Below are 17,207 nucleotides of genomic sequence, written 5' to 3'. Positions count from 1 at the left end.
GTTATCGATGTCGCACCACCGTCCACAGCATGCCCGGATCAGCGGGCACCGGGTTGATCCATCTCAAGATTGGGACCTGGCGGCGCTTCAGAAGTTTATCGGCAACCGGTGGCGGTTCTTGTGTCCGCCCTGTGGCTGCCAGTCTCATGCCGACAAGTTTGGGGGTCCAACGCTGTCTTTCAAGGCTGAGAGTGCGAATTAGCGGATAACCGGCCTTCGAATCCGCGCCGCACTGGCATACACTGCGCGGCCGTTTTTTCAACCGGAACCTGAAAGACATGAAAAACGCATCCCCGGCCCGTGCCTGCGGCATCGACTTCGGCACGTCCAACTCCACCGTCGGCTGGCTGCGCCCCGGCATGGAAACGCTGATCGCGCTGGAGGACGACAAGATCACCCTGCCCTCGGTGGTGTTTTTCAATCTGGAGGAACGCCGTCCGGTCTACGGCCGGCTGGCGCTGCATGAGTACCTGGAAGGCTACGAAGGCCGGCTGATGCGCTCGCTCAAGAGCCTGCTGGGTTCCAAGCTGATCAAACACGACACCAGCGTGCTGGGCACAGCGATGCCGTTCAAGGACTTGCTCGGCCTGTTCATCGGCCAGTTGAAAAAACGCGCCGAGGCCACCGCCGGTCGGGAGTTCGAGGAAGTGGTGCTGGGTCGCCCGGTGTTTTTCGTCGATGACGATGAGCTGGCGGACCAGGAGGCCGAAAATACCTTGGTGGATGTGGCCCGCGCCATCGGCTTCAAGGAAGTCTCGTTCCAGTACGAACCCATCGCGGCGGCATTCGATTATGAATCGACCATCGAAAAAGAAGAGCTGGTGCTGATCGTCGACATCGGCGGCGGTACGTCGGACTTCTCCCTGGTGCGCCTGTCCCCTGAACGCCGTACCCACGACAACCGCCACGCCGATATCCTCGCCACCGGCGGCGTGCACATCGGCGGGACCGACTTCGACAAGCAACTGAGCTTGCAGGGCCTGATGCCGCTGTTCGGCTATGGCAGCCGAATGAAAAGCGGCGCCTACATGCCCACCAGCCACCACATGAACCTGGCGACCTGGCACACCATCAACGCAGTGTATGCGCAGAAATCCACTCTGGCCCTGAACAGCATGCGCTACGACATCGAAGACACCGGCGGCATCGACCGGCTGTTCAAGTTGATCGAACAGCGCGCCGGGCATTGGCTGGCGATGGAAGTGGAAGAAACCAAGATCCAGCTGACCCACGCCGACCAGCGCCATGTGGCCCTGGACCGGATCGAGCCGGGCTTGAGCGTGGACCTGAGCCGGGCGCTGTTCGAATCGGCTATCGACGGCCTGTTGGAACGGGTTCGCGCCAGCGTCACGCAACTGCTCAATGACGCCAATGTCGGCGTCGATCAGGTGGACACGGTGTTCTTCACCGGCGGCTCCAGTGGCATCCCGGCCCTGCGCAACAGCGTCTCGGCCATGCTGCCCAAGGCGCGGCACGTGGAAGGGAACATCTTCGGGAGCATCGGCAGCGGGTTGGCGATCGAGGCGATGAAGCGCTACGGGACCCAAGGCTGAGCAGCACAGCGGCGCGCCCTTCGCGAGCAAGCCCGCTCCCACAGTTGACCGGGTCTCTCAGGAGCAATGCGATCAAATGTGGGAGCGGGCTTGCTCGCGAAGGCGCCGGATCAGGCTACAAATCCGCCAGAATCAAACCATCCCCAACTGCTTCAACTCGCTCTTGAGATATGCATAGTAAATCGGCCCCGCCACCACCCCCGGCAGGCCGAACGCCGCTTCGAACACCAGCATCGCCATGAGCAGCTCCCAGGATTTGGCACTGATCTGTCCACCCACGATGCGGGCGTTGAGGAAGTATTCGAGCTTGTGGATCACGATCAGGTAACCCAGCGCCGCCACGGCAACCCAGACCGACAGTGACAGGCCGACGATGGTGATCAAGGTGTTGGACATCAGATTGCCGATGACCGGCAGCAACCCCAGCAGGAAGGTCATCACGATCAGGGTTTTGGTCAGCGGCAGCTTGATGCCGAACAACGGCAGCACCACTGCCAGGAAAATCCCGGTGAAAAAAGTGTTGAGCAGGGAAATCTTGATCTGGGCAAAGACAATGTTGCGGAACGCCTTGACCAACAGGTTCAGGCGATCGAACAGTGCCGCGGCCAGGGGCTTGCGCTTGGTCAGGTCGGGGACGCGCTGCAAGGCAATGATCGCTCCCAGCACCATGCCGATCAGCAATGTCACGAACATGTGGGCCGCGTCCTTGCCCACCAATTGCAGGTCACTCAGGTGCTTGCCCATCCAGTCGCTGATTGCCACCCGGAACTCGGCGGCGCTGGCCGGCAGGTAGGCGTCGATGAAGGGTGGCAACTGTCCACGGGCGCGGTCGACCACGGCCATGAACTTGTCCAGGGATGCACCGGGGTTTTCCACTTCATGCAGCAGGAAACTGATTGCGCCGGCGAAGATCAACGACAGGGCAGTCACCACCAGGGTGCCCAGCAACGCCACCGCGAGCCAGCGGGCACGCCGGCCTTCGATCAACCGCTGCAATTGCGGGGTGAGCATGTTGACCAGCTCGAACACCAGCAGCCCGGCCATAAGGCTTGGCAACAGGCGCAGCGGCAACACCAGCAACAACCCACCAAAAATGATCACCCAACTGATCACCAACAACACATGACGCTGAGAAAACGTTGGCATACAGCCTCAGAACAAAAACGGCGTGAAAGGATCGGCAGTCTGCCAGCCTTCCGCTGGCAGCACTAGGGATTGTATCGGCCGACGTTGGTCGGGGTTCAAGAGAGTTTTGCAGTGCCTGTGAGGGCCCTGTGGGAGCATGGCTTGCCCGCGACAGGGTCACCTCGGTCTCAACGTAAACCGAGGCGCCTGCATCGCGGGCAAGCCATGCTCCCACAGAAACTCGCGACAGGCACTGCGTTACTTGTTCTTCAGGCAATTGCTCATGAACGCTTTACGCTCGTCGCCCTTGAGCGCCTTGGTGGTCGCGTCGGCGTTGCAGGTTTTCATGCGCTCCTGCGGCGTTCCTCCCCGTACTTCAGGCGGCTTGGTCTTCAGGCAGGTGCTCATGAAGGCCTTGCGCTCATCGCCCTTGAGCGCCTTGGCGGTGGCATCGGCGTTGCAGGTGGTCATCCTGGTCTGTTGGGCCGTCGCAGCGAAGCCTTGGGAACACAGCAGCAAACCGATCATCAACAAAGGGACACGCAGCATCATCATGACGTCTTCTCCTGAATGCCGCACGAGCGTGACGGCGATGAATCCAGTGTAGACAACGCAGCCCTATACACCCGCCGCTTTCAAGCGCTCTGCATGCTCGACAAACAACCGGATCGGCTCGGCCCCCTTGCCCACCAACCCCAGGGACTGGTTGACGATGTCGAAGTGGTCGAGTGGATAGTCATCGCCGATGACCGTACCCAGGTGCGAGCTGAAGCGTCCGACCATGCCGTCGCACTGCCCCGCCTCACGCACGAATGTCCGGGCGAACAGGCGGCAACTGCGATTCGTGCCATCGAAGAGGTTGCGCCCCTTGTCCGTCTTGCCGGGTTGCAGGATCCCGGACCAGGAGTAATAACGCACGCCGTCGACTTCTTCAGCCCCCTGCCCGCCCCAGGTTTCAGGCAGCCCCTGTGGATAACGCTCATTGAAGCGCGCCACCCCGGCAGTGGTGAGGGATTCATGGGAAGCATGGAGGTCCACCGGCAGCTTCGGCCCGCGATAGCCGGTTTCGAGCAGGTTCATCACCGCGTTGATCAACCGCAGCACCGCGCTGAGCATGCGCCCCTTGGCACTGTTCGACGGATAGTGGGCCAGCAGGTAGTCGGCCAGTTCGGAACCGTGGTTGGGACCGGCCACCGACGTGACGGAGGCCACCAGGTCCGGGCGCCGGGCCGCCGCATAGCGGGCACTGAGGGCGCCCTGGCTGTGGCCGATCAGGTTGACCTTGGCCGCGCCGGTTTGCCGCAGGACCTCCTCGATCCGCGCCAGCAATTGTTCGCCGCGCACCTCGGACGAATGCAGCGGCGAAACCTTCACCGCCACCACCACCGCACCACCGCGGCGCAACGCCGAAACGATCCCATACCAGTACGGATACAACACCAGGCGGATGAACCCGAGCATGCCAGGGACCAGCACCAGCGGGTAGCGAGTGGCGCAGCGTTGCGACATATATGGACGTCCTTGTGATCGATGATGGGGTTGAAGAGCAGTCTAGGCGCGCTTCATGACGCCTGGTCGTCATTGTAGGGGCTGCACATCCCATAAAACTTTTGCCTCGCTCATCACTCCCAACCTTGTAAGCGATCGCGCCTCGAGAGCGTGACGCCCCCAACCGGATCAGCCTCCAGGAGAACGAGATGAGCGACATGCACTTATCCGATGTGACGACCCTGCGCGAACGTGCGCGGCAGAACGTACAAAACGGCGCAGTGACCGAGGGCTACAATGCGGATCGACAGGAAATCGTGCGCCTGCTCAACGAAGCACTGGCCACCGAGCTGGTATGCGTGCTGCGCTACAAGCGCCATTACTTCATGGCCACCGGCCTCAAAGCCAGCGTGGCGGCCAGTGAGTTCCTCGAACATGCCAACCAGGAAGCCGAACATGCCGACAGACTGGCCGAGCGCATCGTGCAACTGGGCGGTGAGCCGGAGTTCAACCCCGACCTGTTGAGCCGCAACTCCCACGCCCAATACGTGGCAGGCGCCACCCTCAAGGAAATGGTCTACGAAGACCTGGTGGCCGAGCGGATAGCCATCGACAGCTACCGGGAAATCATCCAGTACATTGGCGATAAAGACCCGACCACCCGACGCATCTTCGAGGACATCCTGGCCCAGGAAGAAGAGCACGCCGATGACATGGCCGATATCCTGGCCGATTTGTAAGACCCCATCGCGAGCAGGCTCGCTCCCACATTCGATAGGTGTACACCCTCAATGTGGGAGCGAGCCTGCTCGCGATGAGGCCAGCCGCCTCACCGCAAATCCCCGAATTACCGTGTCGGCTTGACCGTCACCGGCGCCTTGCCCGCCTTCATCTGCTCCAGCAGCGGCGCACACTGGTTCGGCTCGCCACCGCTGGGCGCCACCAGGGCCAGCAAGCCTGCCGCCGGCGCGGCGATCACACCCAGCGCCACCATCCCGGCACCGCGCAACATCAGTGGCACGGCCTTGACCCCGGCGGAGGGCTTGGCGAACTTGCCCCGTACGTACAAGGGCGAGCGCAGGGAAATCAGCCGCCAGCCCTTGGATTCCGGCGAAATGGTCAGGTCCAGTTGTTCGGTAGCCATGTTTGCCGTGCCGTCGATGTAGATGATTGCGTTTTCAGTATCGAATACGAACAGGCGAGTGGTTGCCAGGCCGGTCTTGATGTCGAAGTCCGCCGCTGCACAGTTGATCTTCACTTCCTTGTCGCCAAAGATTTTCCCCATCACGTAGTTACCCACGTTCAACCCCGCCAACTCCATCAACTCGCGACTGATGGCGCCGTCGTTGATGAGCATTTTCAAGGTGCCGTTGGAGGTGCCCAGCAACGCTGCGACTGAATTGCCACGACCGCTGATGTCGGCGTCGCCGTTGAGCTCGCCGAAACTGGTTTTCATCGGTTCGAAGCCGGGGAACAGCTGCTTGAGCTTGAATCCTCGCGCCGTCAACTTCGCTTGGCCCTCCAGGGGATGGGCCTGCCCGTTGAGACGGATCTGCGCATCGAGTCGGCCACCGGCGACGCCGAAACGCAGGGGCTCGAGGCTCAGTTGTCCGTCGTTGAGCACCAGGTGCGTGTAGAGGTCGGTGAACGGCAATTGCGCATTGTGGACGATGCGTTTGCCGGTGAACTCCACGTCGGCGTCCATCGCGCTCCAGCGCTCGGTGCGGAACTCTTCCACGGGCAGCACCTTGTCTGACGGCTGCTTGCTGGCGCTGCCACGGGCCTGCTGCTCGGTGTTGGAATCGGCGCCGATCAGCGGTGCCAGATCGCTGAACAACAGTTGGTCGGACACCAGCGTGCCGCTGAGTTTTGGCCGTGGCTGGCTGGCGACATAGGCCAGGTCACCATGGATGTCGCTGTCGCCGATCTTTCCGTTGAACGCCTCATAGCGAAACAGCGCCCCATCCGGCTCATGGAGTTTGGCAATCAGATGACCGTCGGTTTCATAGGGCGGCGAATCCGGCAAGGTCACCCCGGTCAGTGGATACAGATGAGCGAGGCTGGTGCCGGCCAGTTTCAGGCGCAGATCAAGGGCGCCGAGATTCATCGGGTCGGTGAGCGTACCAGCCAGTTCGACACGGGTATCGGCGGTCTTTACCTGAGCCTGCAACGGAAAGGGTTGCGATGCATTCTGCAAGGCCAGCAGGCCGCCGACCTTGCCGGAACCATTGAGATTCTGTCCGTGATACTGCCCGTCGACCGTGAAGGCGAACCCATAGTCCTGAGCCGTTGCGCCTTGATCCTGGACCTTTTTCGCGGCCTTTTCGCCGACGATATCCTTGAACGGAATGGACTTCCCCAGCGGGTCGATCAGCAGGTCGAGTCGAGTCTTCAAGGTCTGGTCGTCAAGCGTGACGTGCCCCTTGTCGAAGCCGATGGCCCCGATGTCCACGACCCAGCTCGACGGTTTGGCGTCCGGGTCCTTCGGATCGACCTGGAAGGTCCAGTTGGCGCGTCCATCAGCCAGGCGCTGCAGGTTGGCGTCGGGTTCGGTCAGGTCGATTCTGGGAATCGTCACACGCCGAGCCAGCAAGGCAAGGGGGGAGATGCGCAACTCGACACGCTTGAGCGTGGCCATCTGCGGTTTTTTCGACCACTCGGGGTTGCCCAGGCTCAGATCCTCGGCCATCACGTGGGGCCAGGGCACCCAGGCCCGCCAGCCGCCCTCTTCGGACTCACGTTGCCAGACCACGGCCAGGTTGCCGTTGATGGCGAACGGGCGATGCAGTTCCTCGGACACCTTGGCGTTGAGCGTCGGCTTGATCCGGTTCCAATCGAAGAACACGATGACCAACACCAACACGGCCAACAGAACAGCAAGGCTGGCCAAGCTCCAGGCAAGGATTTTTGAAGTGCGAGTCATGCGCAAGGCTCCTGATGACAAATCGGCGTCCGTACCGCAACACCTGAAAAACCGAACCTGTAGCCGGCTCGTTGTATGAATGAGACTGGTGAAACGACCAACAGGTTTACCCTCCAGGGTGAAAAACCTGACCAATCCGCCAGCAAGCTGTTACCGCCCGCGCACATTTGCGTGGCGTGAGTGGGTACAAAATACCCACCATGGTGCGAAACCGCACCTCGGAAACGCCCGTTCTAGAGCCTTCCCAGCGAACAATCAATTCCGTTGATTATTACCATTGCGTTTATGAACTTTTATATCGACTTATCGAGAGTAGCATTGCCCTCGTACCCACTTTTTAGCCCTCCCGAGGAGCAACGATCATGAAACGCCAATTACTGATGAGCCTTTCCCTTTCACTGCTGGCCTCCACTGCTTTCGCCCTGCCAGCTTCCGAACAGGCTACACCACAGGTCAAGGACAGCCACTCGGTCTACAGCCAGACTGTTGCTGAAGACGGTACCAAACGTACCCTTCAAGGTCGCGAAGTCACCGAAAACGGTTCGGCACGCACTCTCCAGGGTCGCGAAGTCGCTGAGGACGGTTCGGAACGCACTTTCCAGGGCCGCGAAGTCGCTGAAGGCGGTTCGGAACGCACTTTCCAGGGCCGCGAAGTCGCTGAAGGCGGTTCGGAACGCACTTTCCAAGGCCGCGAAGTCGCTGAAGGCGGCCGTGATCGCCTGGAAGATAAAGGCCTGGTTGAGAACGGCTACGATCGCACCACACAAGGCCAGACCCTGGCAGCCGATGGTAGTGACCGGGTGATCCAACGCAACAGCGCTGTGAGCTGAGCCCATGGTCCTGGAAAAAAAGCCCGATTATCACAATCGGGCTTTTGACTTTTCAGGCATTGCGTTTTCCCATTTGATCCCCTGCTACCGTTCGACGTCGACAAAGCCGATTTGCTAAAGTGCGTCGCTCCCATGACTCGGAAGTCAGTCCTGCGATGTTGCCCCGCGCCGAACAGAAACAACAGACCCGAAATGCCCTGATGGACGCGGCCCGTCATTTGATGGAGTGCGGACGGGGATTCGGCAGCCTGAGCCTGCGCGAAGTTGCCAAGACGGCGGGCATCGTACCCACCGGCTTCTACCGGCATTTCGACGACATGGATCAACTGGGCCTGGCGCTGGTCAGCGAAGTAGGCCAGACCTTCCGCGAAACCATCCGGTTGGTGCGTCACAATGAATTCGTCATGGGCGGCATCATTGATGCATCGGTGCGGATCTTTCTTGATGTAGTGCAAGTCAACCGGTCGCAGTTCCTGTTCCTTGCCCGCGAACAATACGGCGGCTCCCTGCCGGTACGCCAAGCCATCGCACAACTGCGCGAAGCCATCAGTTCGGACCTGGCCGCCGACCTGGCATTGATGCCGAAACTGCAGCATCTGGACCTTGCCGGGCTGAGCGTGATGGCCGACCTCATCGTCAAGAGCGTGTTCGCCACCCTGCCCGACATCATCGACCCTCCCGCCGAAGCGCCCCCCGATCACCTCACGCCCCAGGCGAAGATCACCCAGCAACTGCGGTTTATCTTTATCGGCCTCAAACATTGGCAAGGCTTGGGCAGCACCGAGTAATCCCCCTGTGGGAGCGAGCCTGCTCGCGATGGCGGTGGCTCAGTCAACCTCTATGTGTCTGATGCACCGCCATCGCGAGCAGGCTCCCACAGGTTCGCCGAACGCCACAAAACAGTGCGCCCCTCTCGTTGCGCGCACTGGTTCGGAGCGACCTAAAAGGCTGCGCCAAGCATCCCACGCCTATTTCCTACGCCATCTTCGATTGGCAAGCCCCTTGCTCTAAACACAGCATCGCTCATTGCTGGAAGCACTCCGATGCTGGTGATTCATCGCAGAATCGACACTCAACCCCGCTGGGACGCCGAACTCCATCTGACTTTCGATGCCCGCAGCAAAAGTCGCCTGCGCTGTTTCAGTGCCGAGGATGAAGACGTGGGATTGTTTCTGGAGCGGGGCCAGCCGCCGCTTCATGACGGCGAATACCTCCAGGCCGAAGACGGACGTATCGTGCGTGTCTGTGCCCGCCCCGAGCAACTGCTGCATGTCACCTGCGCCAATGGGTTCGAGCTGACGCGTGCAGCCTATCACCTGGGCAATCGCCATGTTGCGCTGCAAGTGGGCGATGGCTGGCTGCGCCTGCTGGACGATTACGTGCTCAAGGCGATGCTCGAACAACTGGGCGCGACCGTCGCCCCCATCGAAGCCCCATTTCAACCCGAACATGGCGCCTATGGCGGCGGCCATCATCATTCTCGGCACGGCGACGAAGACTTCAACTATGCACCGCGCCTGCATCAGTTCGGCTTGCGTACATGAACCCGGCCTGGGCGCTGTTGCGTCTGGCCAGCCCGCAGTTGCCAATCGGCGGCTACAGCTATTCCCAAGGACTGGAGATGGCGGTGGATAACGGCCAGATCAAGACATCCGACGACGCCCGTCGATGGATCAGCGATCAATTGCTGCTGAACCTGGCGCGCTTCGAAGCTCCCCTGCTGCTCGCTCATTGCAGCGCCGCTGCGGCCGACGATTGGAGCGCCCTGGGGCAACACTGCGAAGCACACCGCGCCAGCCGGGAAACCCGCGAGTTGTACCAGGAGAGCCGGCAAATGGGCTATTCGTTGCAACAACTGCTTGGCGGCCTGCCGGAACTCGACGGCGCCGCACGGCATTTTCTCGAACAACGCAGCGAACCACATCTGGCCCTGGGCTGGGCCCTGGCCGCCCGCGCATGGAACATCAGCCCCCAGGACGCCCTCGCAGCCTGGTTGTGGAGCTGGCTGGAGAACCAGCTGGCGGTGCTGATGAAAACCCTTCCCCTCGGCCAGCAAGCCGCCCAGCGCCTGACCAGCGAGCTGCTGCCGCTGTTGCAACAGGCCCAGCACAACGCCTCGAACATCGACCCCAAGCATTACGGCAGCGCCGCGTTTGGCCTGTCCCTGGCGTGTATGGCCCATGAGCGCCAGTACAGCCGTCTGTTCCGTTCCTAGGAGACAAACATGAACACACAACCCCTGCGCGTCGGCATCGGCGGTCCGGTGGGCTCCGGCAAGACCGCCCTGACCCTGGCCCTGTGCCTGGCCCTGCGCGAGCGCTACAACCTCGCGGTGGTCACCAACGATATCTACACCCGCGAAGACGCCGACTTCCTGGTCCGCAACGAAGCCCTGGCGCCGGAGCGGATCATTGGTGTCGAAACCGGTGGTTGCCCGCACACAGCCATTCGCGAAGACGCCTCGATCAACCTCGAAGCGGTAGACCAGTTGAACCGGCGCTTCCCGGGGCTGGACCTGATCCTGGTGGAGTCCGGGGGCGACAACCTTTCGGCGACCTTCAGCCCGGAGCTGTCGGACCTGACCCTCTACGTGATCGATGTCTCGGCCGGGGACAAGTTGCCGCGAAAGGGTGGGCCGGGCATCTGCAAGTCCGACTTGCTGGTCATCAACAAGATCGACCTGGCACCGCTGGTAGGTGCTTCCCTGGAGATGATGGACAGCGACACCCGGCGGATGCGCAACGGCAAGCCGTTCGTCTTCAGCAACCAGAAAACCGGCCAGGGCCTGGAGGAGATCATCGCTTTCATCGAGCGCCAGGGTCTGCTGACTGCTGCCTGATTTTTCGAACTCTCAACAAGGAAGCCTCTCATGACACTCAAACGCATCCTCGGCACCCTCGCCCTGCTGCTGGCCCCAACCCTGGCCTTCGCCCACCCCGGCCACGGCGATAACGGCCTGATCGCCGGCCTCGGGCATCCCATCGGCGGCCTGGACCACCTGCTCGCCATGCTCGCGGTCGGCTTGTGGGCGGCACAGCAACAAGGCACTGCGCGCTGGGCGCTGCCCTGCACGTTCATCGGTACGATGCTGATCGGCGGTCTGCTCGGTTTCGAAGGTCTGCAGTTGCCGGCGCTGGAGAGCGGGATTGCCGCCTCGGTGCTGGCCCTGGGCCTGGCGGTGGCGCTGGCAGTCCGTCCGCCATTGAGTCTGGCGGTTGCTGCGACTGCACTGTTTGCGCTGTTCCATGGTGTGGCCCATGGGCTGGAACTACCGGACATGTCGAGCCCGTGGGCTTATGCAGCCGGGTTCGTCGCTGCGACGGCGGCGCTGCATGGCGCAGGTTTCGTCCTGGTTCGCGCGCTGCCACGGGCAGCTGCGCCCTTGGTACGGCTGGCGGGGGCGGCTTCGGCGGGGGTTGGGATCTGGTTGTTGGCAGGTTGATTTTCGGCGCTTTCAAGACCGCCTTCGCGAGCAAGCCCGCTCCCACAATTTGATCGGCGTAAACCGGACCTGTGGGAGCGGACTTGCCCGCGAAGGGGCTCTTGAAGGCACTGCATCTCTCGCCCCTGCCACTCTGCTACCATGTCGCGCAATCGCCCCTTGCCGTGACGACGTCCGCCCATGCCCGATGCTTCCCGCCCCGTTCCTTCACCTGAATTGATCGCCCTGTTCGCAACAGTGCGCCAGCATTTTCACGAGGTGATCGTGCCCATGTGGCAAGGCCCGGGCTGGAATGCCGAACTGGCACTGCCCTACGAATCCCTGGATGCGGCCCACACGCCGTTGCCACCCCAACGCTACCGGGCGATGGCCTGCGCAAGACAACTGTATGTGTTCGCCAGCCTGATCGGCGAAGTAACAGGGGCCGAAGAACGGGCCGCGGCGCTGTTCCGTTCGCTACAGCGCCACTTTCACGATGGCGAACACGGCGGCTGGTTCTACAGCATCGACCCGCAAGGCGCCCCGCTGGACACCGGCAAAGACCTCTACACCCACGCCTTCATCCTGTTCGCCTGCGCCCATTACTGGGACAAGGTTCGCGAGCCTCTGGTGGAATCGGTGCTCAACGCTGCGCTGGAAGTCATTGCCCGGCGCTTTGCCACCGGCGACGGTCTCTACGAGGCCAGCCTCAAGCGCGATTGGTCAACGCTCGGAACCGGCCCGTTGCAGAACCCCCTGATGCACTTGGCAGAAGCCTTCCTCGCCACCCTCTCGGTCCGCGACGATGCCAACGTTCGCCAGGCATTGCTGAGTCTGTGTGACGGGATGTCCAAGCACTTCATTGAGCCGAAGCTGGGCGTGATAATGGAGAAACCGCTCAAGGCTGTGGATAACTGGTTTGAGCCGGGACATCAGTTCGAATGGTATTTCCTGCTGGCTTCGTCGCCCCAGCTGCAGGACGGCCAGTTGCGCGTCGCCCTGCAGCGGAGCTTTGGCTATACCGAGCAAGAAGGCGTGAACCCGCAGTCCGGCGCGGTATGTGCCATGCTGAGCCCGAAGCCGGGCACTGTCGCGCGCGACGTCACCCAACGCATCTGGGCCCAGGCCGAATACCTGCGCGCCCTCACCCTGCGCCCGGGAAGCCAGGACGTGTTGCTGCGTCAGCTTCAGGCTCTGCAACAGCATTTCCTGCATGCCAAGGGGTGGAACGAATGCCTTGATACCGACGGCCTCGTCAGCCGTCGGGACATGCCCTCCACCACCCCCTATCACCTGATGACCTGCTATCGCGGATTGGCCGATTACCTGGGCTGACCGGTCGATTGCTATCGCGGGCAAGCCTTGCTCCCACAGGTTCGAGTCATTCCCGGAGCAAAGTATGTTCCCACGGTACTGAGCTTTCCGTGGGAGCAAGGCTTGCCCGCGATGAACGATAACGCGGTCCTATCCCTTGTTATTTCTCTCAATGGCAAATCCAGCCCAGGTCTGGCTCACCGGCATCAACTCCAGGCTGTTGATGTTGATGTGCGCTGGCGTGTTGAGCACCCAATAGATCGTTTCGGCAATGTCCTGCGGCTGGATCGGCTCGGCCCCGGCATAAGTCGCGTTGTAGCGCTCCTGGTCACCGCCGAAGCGTACCAGTGAGAACTCGCTCTCACACAAGCCCGGCTCGATGTTGCTGACCCGCACACCGGTACCCTGCAGGTCGCAGCGCAGGTTCAGCGAGAACTGTTTGACGAACGCCTTGCTCGCGCCATACACGTGGCTACCCGGGTACGGGTAGTTGCCGGCGATGGAACCCAGGTTGATGATCCCCGCGCCGCGACCATGGGCAATCAGGCGCGGCAGCAACAGGCGCGTGCTGTAGAGCAATCCCTTGACGTTGGTGTCGACCATCGTGTCCCAGTCATCAAGGTCGCACTTGGGTGCCGGATCGACCCCCAGTGCCAATCCGGCGTTGTTGATCAAGCCACGCAATGTGGCGAAGGACGGCGGCAGATTGGCGATTGCTTCCTCCATGGCCTTGCGGTCACGCACATCCAATACCAGGCCATGGACCTCGGTCTGTTTCGACAGCTCGGCGCACAGGGCATTGAGGCGCTCTTCACGGCGCCCGGTCAGCACCAGTTTCCAGCCGGCCTCGGCAAAACGACGGGCACAGGCTTCGCCAAATCCGGACGTCGCCCCGGTGATAAACAGGGTATTGGACATCATGTTCTCCTTGATTGGGCTTGAGGCAGCCATTGAATGGATCGGCCCACAGCATGCCCGGCCCGACAGCGAGCGGCAACTGCCCACCGCGGATGTTGAACCAGACCAGGCTGATCATAAAACGATCAAACGGAGCCAGCCCTTGCAGAATGAGGGATGTAGCCTGTTGCCCGCACCTTATCCACAGGCACGTCCACAGTAATCGGGGGCAAGTGAAAACGCTGCAAGCCGCTGTGCGTAAGGCGTTGCGGGGCATATGGAAACTTTTTTCCCTTGACCCTGCATGCAGGGTTGTGCAGATCGGATTCTCTGCTATAAACCAGGCCCCATCGACACGATGGCTCGAAGCCAGCAAACACGGCCCTCAGAGCGGTCTTTCCAGAGTTTAATCACAGACTTATCCACAGGCTTTCCCACAGATTGCCAAGCCTGTTCCAGCGCTCAGAAAAGGGTTGACAACCTGCACTCATGCTCGCCTGAAAATACCTGTTCAAAAAACGATCATCACTCTACAAGCCACGTTTTTAAAGGCCTCCAGCCAGCTACTCCCACGTTACCCACAGCCGGTTCCACAGCAAACGGGGACAAGTCAAAACTGTGACAAAACAACTGTTTGCGGCGACTTTATGTTGCGGTTTAGTAAGGGTTGTGGATTGTTGTCCACAATTCACTGCTCCACACAAGAACCCCTTGTGGGAGCGGTTGGGTGGTGTTCTGGAGACATAAAAAAACCGGCGATCACTCGCCGGTTTTTTATTGCCATATCGACGTCAGTGCCCGCCCAGGTATGCGTTGCGCACCTCTTCGTTGGCGAGCAGTTCCTTGCCGGTGCCGGTCAGGCGGATTTCGCCGTTGACCATCACATAGGCCCGGTCCGACAACCTGAGGGCATGGTTGGCGTTCTGTTCCACCAGAAAGATGGTCATCCCGGTGGACGCCAGTTCCCGCAGGGTGGCGAAGATCTGTTTCACCACGATCGGCGCCAGACCCAGGCTAGGCTCATCGAGCAGCAACAACTTCGGTCGGCTCATCAGTGCCCGGGCGATGGCGAGCATTTGCTGCTCGCCACCGGACATGGTCATGGCCCGCTGGTTGCGTCGCTCCTTGAGCCGTGGGAACAGTTCGAACATGCGCTGCATGTCCTCGCTGGCGTACTTGTCACCAATGGGGATAGTGCCCATCAGCAGGTTTTCCTCGACAGACATGTCGGGGAATACCCGCCGCCCTTCCGGCGACTGCGCAATGCCGTTGGACGCGATGTAGTGAGACGACTTGTGGGTGATGTCCACGCCTTGGTAAATGATCTGCCCACTGGCCGCGCGCGGCTGGCCGAAGATCGACATCAGCAGCGTGGATTTGCCGGCACCGTTGGAGCCGATCAGGCTCACTGTCTCACCTTCGTCAATGTGCATCGAGACTTTCTTCAGGGCCTGGATCGGCCCATAGAATACGTCCAGTTCCTTGAGTTCGAGGATCGGTCCACTCATACCAGTTCCTCTTCATCGGCACCCAGGTAGGCCGCGATCACTTTCGGATCGCTGCGAATCGCCTCCGGACCGCCCTCGGCGATCACGTTGCCGTGGTCCAGCACCACGATGTGGTCGGAAATGCTCATTACCATGCCCATGTCGTGTTCGATCAGCACCACGGTCAGATCGTGCTCGTCACGCAGCAGTCGGATCATCGCGCTCAGCGCTTCGGTTTCCTGAGGATTGAGGCCGGCGGCCGGTTCGTCGAGGCAGATGACCTGCGGACGGGTGCACATGGCCCGGGCAATTTCCAGGCGTCGCTGCTGACCATAGGAAAGCTCACCCGCCAGACGGTTGGCACAGTCCACCAGGTCCACGACTTCAAGCCAGTAGAAGGCATGGTCCAGCGCGTCGCTTTCGGCCTTGCGGTAACCCTTGGTGTTGAAGACACCGGCCACCAGACTGCGGTTGACCCACATGTGCTGGGCCACCAGCAGGTTCTCCAGCACCGACATTTCCCGGAACAGGCGGATGTTCTGGAAGGTACGGGCCAGGCCGGCGCGGTTCACCAGGTGGGTACCGCCGAACATCTTGTAGTACAGCCGGCTGGCGAAGGTCTTCGGCGATACGAAGTCGGTGGGGCGGAACGCTTCGCCCAACAGCTTGATGACGTTGGTCCGCTCGCCGCGCACGTTGAGCTCGATCTTGCCGCCCGAGGCCTTGTAGAAACCTGTCAGGCAGTTGAACACCGTGGTCTTGCCCGCGCCATTGGGGCCGATCAGGGCAAAGATCGAGTTGCGCTTGACCTGCAGGCTGACGTCGCTGAGAGCCTTGATGCCACCGAATTGCATCATCAGGTTTTCGACTGAGAGTACGACTTCGCTCATGGCGCTACTCCTTTACGCGGCATCACTCCGGTACGGCTGATACGGATCAGGCCGCGGGGTCGCCAGATCATCATCAACACCATCAGTACCCCGAACAGCAGCACGCGGTATTCGGAGAAGCTGCGCAGCAGTTCCGGTGCAACGGTGAGCACGAATGCCGCGATCACCACGCCCACCGTCGACCCCATGCCCCCCAGCACCACAATCGCCAGGATCAGGGCCGACTCAAAGAACGTGAACGACGACGGGTTGACGAACCCCTGATAGCTGGCGAAGAACACCCCGGCCAGGCCGGCCGTGGAGGCGCCGATGGTGAACGCCGAGAGCTTGACCAGCACATGGTTCAGGCCCATGGAGCGACAAGCGATCTCGTCTTCGCGCAGGGCTTCCCAGGCGCGCCCGACGGGCATGCGGGTCAGGCGATGCTTGATGTAGAGCACCAGCAGCACAACGATGAACAACACGATATAGATGAACAGGAATTTCAGGTTCGGGTTGTAGTCGATGCCAAAGAACTCATGGAAGGGCACCCCTCCATCCTTGGCCCTGCGTCCGAACTCCAGGCCGAAAAAGGTGGGTGACGGAACCGGCATGCCGTTCGGCCCGCCGGTGAACGACAGCCAGTTATTGAGGATCAGCCGGATGATTTCACCGAAGCCAAGGGTCACGATCGCCAGGTAGTCACCGTGCATTCGCAGCACGGGGAAACCCAATATGCATCCGGCCATCGCCGCCGCAATCGCCGCCAGTGGCAGTACAGTCCAGAAACCCAGCCCCAGGTATTGATAACCCAGAGCCAGACCATAGGCGCCGATGGCGTAGAACGCCACGTAACCCAGGTCGAGCAGGCCCGCCAGGCCGACCACGATGTTCAGGCCCAGGCCAAGCAGTACGTAGATCAGCCCGAGGATGACCACCGTGAGCACGTATTTGTTGGCAAAGAACGGAAACACGATGGCAATCACGATCAGCGCCGGGATGATCCAGCGCAGGCGCGACTTGTAGTCCGGGGGCAGCACGTGTACGCCGGAGCCGGGGGTTTCGAAGCCCTGGAGCACCTTCAGCCCCTTGGACGTTTGCAGGAACAGGCTCAAGGCGAAACGCCCGATCATCACGATCCCCACCAGCCAGCCGACACGGGCCGGTTGCAGGTTGAAGCTGTAGCCGTCGAGCACCACGCCGACAATCGGCCCGAACACGATCAGCGAGATCAGGCCCGCCAGGATCGCGTCGATGACACTCTGTTTGATATCAATCGGTTTATTGGCAGCAGACATAC

At 61.1% G+C, this 17,207-nt stretch carries 17 protein-coding genes; 9 read left to right on the top strand and 8 right to left on the bottom strand.

What is annotated here, in order from left to right:
* Positions 1 to 278 precede the first annotated feature (278 nt).
* A complete protein-coding gene (locus tag QZH45_RS03850; protein ID WP_024779208.1) occupies positions 279 to 1,553 on the top strand; it encodes an Hsp70 family protein in 1,275 nt (424 codons plus the stop codon).
* 132 nt (positions 1,554 to 1,685) lie between these two features.
* Here the strand turns inward: QZH45_RS03850 and QZH45_RS03845 are convergent, their stop codons facing one another.
* The 3 genes from QZH45_RS03845 to QZH45_RS03835 form a co-directional block, all read right to left on the bottom strand.
* Positions 1,686 to 2,699, bottom strand: coding sequence for an AI-2E family transporter (locus QZH45_RS03845; protein WP_053194226.1), 1,014 nt, complete (start codon positions 2,697 to 2,699; stop codon positions 1,686 to 1,688).
* Positions 2,700 to 2,936: 237 nt separating this feature from the next.
* Positions 2,937 to 3,233, bottom strand: a complete 297-nt coding sequence (locus QZH45_RS03840; protein ID WP_024779206.1) for a PsiF family protein — start codon at positions 3,231 to 3,233, stop codon at positions 2,937 to 2,939.
* A 63-nt stretch (positions 3,234 to 3,296) separates the two neighbouring features.
* A complete protein-coding gene (locus QZH45_RS03835) occupies positions 3,297 to 4,187 on the bottom strand; it encodes an esterase/lipase family protein (protein WP_024779205.1) in 891 nt (296 codons plus the stop codon).
* A gap of 188 nt (positions 4,188 to 4,375) precedes the next feature.
* On the opposite strand from QZH45_RS03835, the gene QZH45_RS03830 reads away from it, so the two are divergent.
* The gene (locus tag QZH45_RS03830; protein ID WP_024779204.1) at positions 4,376 to 4,906 is read left to right on the top strand and encodes a ferritin-like domain-containing protein; all 531 of its coding nucleotides are present in this window, start codon (positions 4,376 to 4,378) and stop codon (positions 4,904 to 4,906) included.
* Between the two features lie 107 nt (positions 4,907 to 5,013).
* Here the strand turns inward: QZH45_RS03830 and QZH45_RS03825 are convergent, their stop codons facing one another.
* Entirely contained in the window at positions 5,014 to 7,089 is a 2,076-nt protein-coding gene (locus QZH45_RS03825) for an AsmA family protein (protein WP_055136149.1), read from the bottom strand.
* Between the two features lie 362 nt (positions 7,090 to 7,451).
* Between QZH45_RS03825 and QZH45_RS03820 the strand changes: the two genes are divergently transcribed.
* The 7 genes from QZH45_RS03820 to QZH45_RS03790 all read left to right on the top strand — a co-directional run bounded on the left by QZH45_RS03820 (position 7,452) and on the right by QZH45_RS03790 (position 12,675).
* Positions 7,452 to 7,919, top strand: a complete 468-nt coding sequence (locus QZH45_RS03820) for a hypothetical protein (protein WP_024779202.1) — start codon at positions 7,452 to 7,454, stop codon at positions 7,917 to 7,919.
* Positions 7,920 to 8,074: 155 nt separating this feature from the next.
* Complete coding sequence (locus QZH45_RS03815; RefSeq protein ID WP_024779201.1) at positions 8,075 to 8,707, top strand: TetR family transcriptional regulator; 633 nt, start codon at positions 8,075 to 8,077, stop codon at positions 8,705 to 8,707.
* 255 nt (positions 8,708 to 8,962) lie between these two features.
* On the top strand, positions 8,963 to 9,463 hold the full coding sequence (gene ureE / locus QZH45_RS03810) for an urease accessory protein UreE (protein ID WP_053194233.1): 501 nt from the start codon (positions 8,963 to 8,965) through the stop codon (positions 9,461 to 9,463).
* Positions 9,460 to 10,134 carry an urease accessory protein UreF gene (locus QZH45_RS03805; RefSeq protein ID WP_024779199.1) on the top strand — a complete coding sequence of 225 codons (675 nt, stop codon included), beginning with the start codon at positions 9,460 to 9,462 and terminating at the stop codon, positions 10,132 to 10,134. The genes ureE and QZH45_RS03805 overlap by 4 nt, the downstream gene beginning before the upstream one ends.
* 9 nt (positions 10,135 to 10,143) lie before the next feature.
* Positions 10,144 to 10,758 carry an urease accessory protein UreG gene (gene ureG, locus QZH45_RS03800; protein ID WP_053194237.1) on the top strand — a complete coding sequence of 205 codons (615 nt, stop codon included), beginning with the start codon at positions 10,144 to 10,146 and terminating at the stop codon, positions 10,756 to 10,758.
* A 30-nt stretch (positions 10,759 to 10,788) separates the two neighbouring features.
* Complete coding sequence (locus tag QZH45_RS03795; RefSeq protein WP_024779197.1) at positions 10,789 to 11,361, top strand: HupE/UreJ family protein; 573 nt, start codon at positions 10,789 to 10,791, stop codon at positions 11,359 to 11,361.
* 180 nt (positions 11,362 to 11,541) lie between these two features.
* Entirely contained in the window at positions 11,542 to 12,675 is a 1,134-nt protein-coding gene (locus QZH45_RS03790; protein WP_055136148.1) for an AGE family epimerase/isomerase, read from the top strand.
* Positions 12,676 to 12,804: 129 nt separating this feature from the next.
* Here the strand turns inward: QZH45_RS03790 and QZH45_RS03785 are convergent, their stop codons facing one another.
* The 4 genes from QZH45_RS03785 to livM all read right to left on the bottom strand — a co-directional run bounded on the left by QZH45_RS03785 (position 12,805) and on the right by livM (position 17,205).
* A complete protein-coding gene (locus tag QZH45_RS03785; protein WP_024779195.1) occupies positions 12,805 to 13,572 on the bottom strand; it encodes an SDR family oxidoreductase in 768 nt (255 codons plus the stop codon).
* Positions 13,573 to 14,342: 770 nt separating this feature from the next.
* On the bottom strand, positions 14,343 to 15,059 hold the full coding sequence (locus QZH45_RS03780) for an ABC transporter ATP-binding protein (protein WP_024779194.1): 717 nt from the start codon (positions 15,057 to 15,059) through the stop codon (positions 14,343 to 14,345).
* Complete coding sequence (locus QZH45_RS03775; protein ID WP_024779193.1) at positions 15,056 to 15,928, bottom strand: ABC transporter ATP-binding protein; 873 nt, start codon at positions 15,926 to 15,928, stop codon at positions 15,056 to 15,058. Before QZH45_RS03775 ends, QZH45_RS03780 begins: the two co-directional genes overlap by 4 nt.
* Positions 15,925 to 17,205, bottom strand: coding sequence for a high-affinity branched-chain amino acid ABC transporter permease LivM (gene livM / locus QZH45_RS03770; RefSeq protein ID WP_024779192.1), 1,281 nt, complete (start codon positions 17,203 to 17,205; stop codon positions 15,925 to 15,927). The genes QZH45_RS03775 and livM overlap by 4 nt, the downstream gene beginning before the upstream one ends.
* Between the last annotated feature and the right edge of the window lie 2 nt (positions 17,206 to 17,207).

It is taken from the genome of Pseudomonas corrugata, assembly GCF_050920615.1.
Lineage (GTDB): Bacteria > Pseudomonadota > Gammaproteobacteria > Pseudomonadales > Pseudomonadaceae > Aquipseudomonas > Aquipseudomonas corrugata.
The sequence above is the reverse complement of the archived record's forward strand: the minus strand, read 5'-3'. Positions and strand labels throughout refer to the sequence as shown.

Excerpts from the sequence above, each read along its gene's own strand:
- QZH45_RS03850 (WP_024779208.1), top strand. The coding sequence starts at position 279 with ATGAAAAACGCATCCCCGGCCCGTGCCTGCGGCATCGACTTCGGCACG.
- QZH45_RS03845 (WP_053194226.1), bottom strand. The coding sequence starts at position 2,699 with ATGCCAACGTTTTCTCAGCGTCATGTGTTGTTGGTGATCAGTTGGGTG.
- QZH45_RS03840 (WP_024779206.1), bottom strand. The coding sequence starts at position 3,233 with ATGATGATGCTGCGTGTCCCTTTGTTGATGATCGGTTTGCTGCTGTGT.
- QZH45_RS03835 (WP_024779205.1), bottom strand. The coding sequence starts at position 4,187 with ATGTCGCAACGCTGCGCCACTCGCTACCCGCTGGTGCTGGTCCCTGGC.
- QZH45_RS03830 (WP_024779204.1), top strand. The coding sequence starts at position 4,376 with ATGAGCGACATGCACTTATCCGATGTGACGACCCTGCGCGAACGTGCG.
- QZH45_RS03825 (WP_055136149.1), bottom strand. The coding sequence starts at position 7,089 with ATGACTCGCACTTCAAAAATCCTTGCCTGGAGCTTGGCCAGCCTTGCT.
- QZH45_RS03820 (WP_024779202.1), top strand. The coding sequence starts at position 7,452 with ATGAAACGCCAATTACTGATGAGCCTTTCCCTTTCACTGCTGGCCTCC.
- QZH45_RS03815 (WP_024779201.1), top strand. The coding sequence starts at position 8,075 with ATGTTGCCCCGCGCCGAACAGAAACAACAGACCCGAAATGCCCTGATG.
- ureE (WP_053194233.1), top strand. The coding sequence starts at position 8,963 with ATGCTGGTGATTCATCGCAGAATCGACACTCAACCCCGCTGGGACGCC.
- QZH45_RS03805 (WP_024779199.1), top strand. The coding sequence starts at position 9,460 with ATGAACCCGGCCTGGGCGCTGTTGCGTCTGGCCAGCCCGCAGTTGCCA.
- ureG (WP_053194237.1), top strand. The coding sequence starts at position 10,144 with ATGAACACACAACCCCTGCGCGTCGGCATCGGCGGTCCGGTGGGCTCC.
- QZH45_RS03795 (WP_024779197.1), top strand. The coding sequence starts at position 10,789 with ATGACACTCAAACGCATCCTCGGCACCCTCGCCCTGCTGCTGGCCCCA.
- QZH45_RS03790 (WP_055136148.1), top strand. The coding sequence starts at position 11,542 with ATGCCCGATGCTTCCCGCCCCGTTCCTTCACCTGAATTGATCGCCCTG.
- QZH45_RS03785 (WP_024779195.1), bottom strand. The coding sequence starts at position 13,572 with ATGTCCAATACCCTGTTTATCACCGGGGCGACGTCCGGATTTGGCGAA.
- QZH45_RS03780 (WP_024779194.1), bottom strand. The coding sequence starts at position 15,059 with ATGAGTGGACCGATCCTCGAACTCAAGGAACTGGACGTATTCTATGGG.
- QZH45_RS03775 (WP_024779193.1), bottom strand. The coding sequence starts at position 15,928 with ATGAGCGAAGTCGTACTCTCAGTCGAAAACCTGATGATGCAATTCGGT.
- livM (WP_024779192.1), bottom strand. The coding sequence starts at position 17,205 with ATGTCTGCTGCCAATAAACCGATTGATATCAAACAGAGTGTCATCGAC.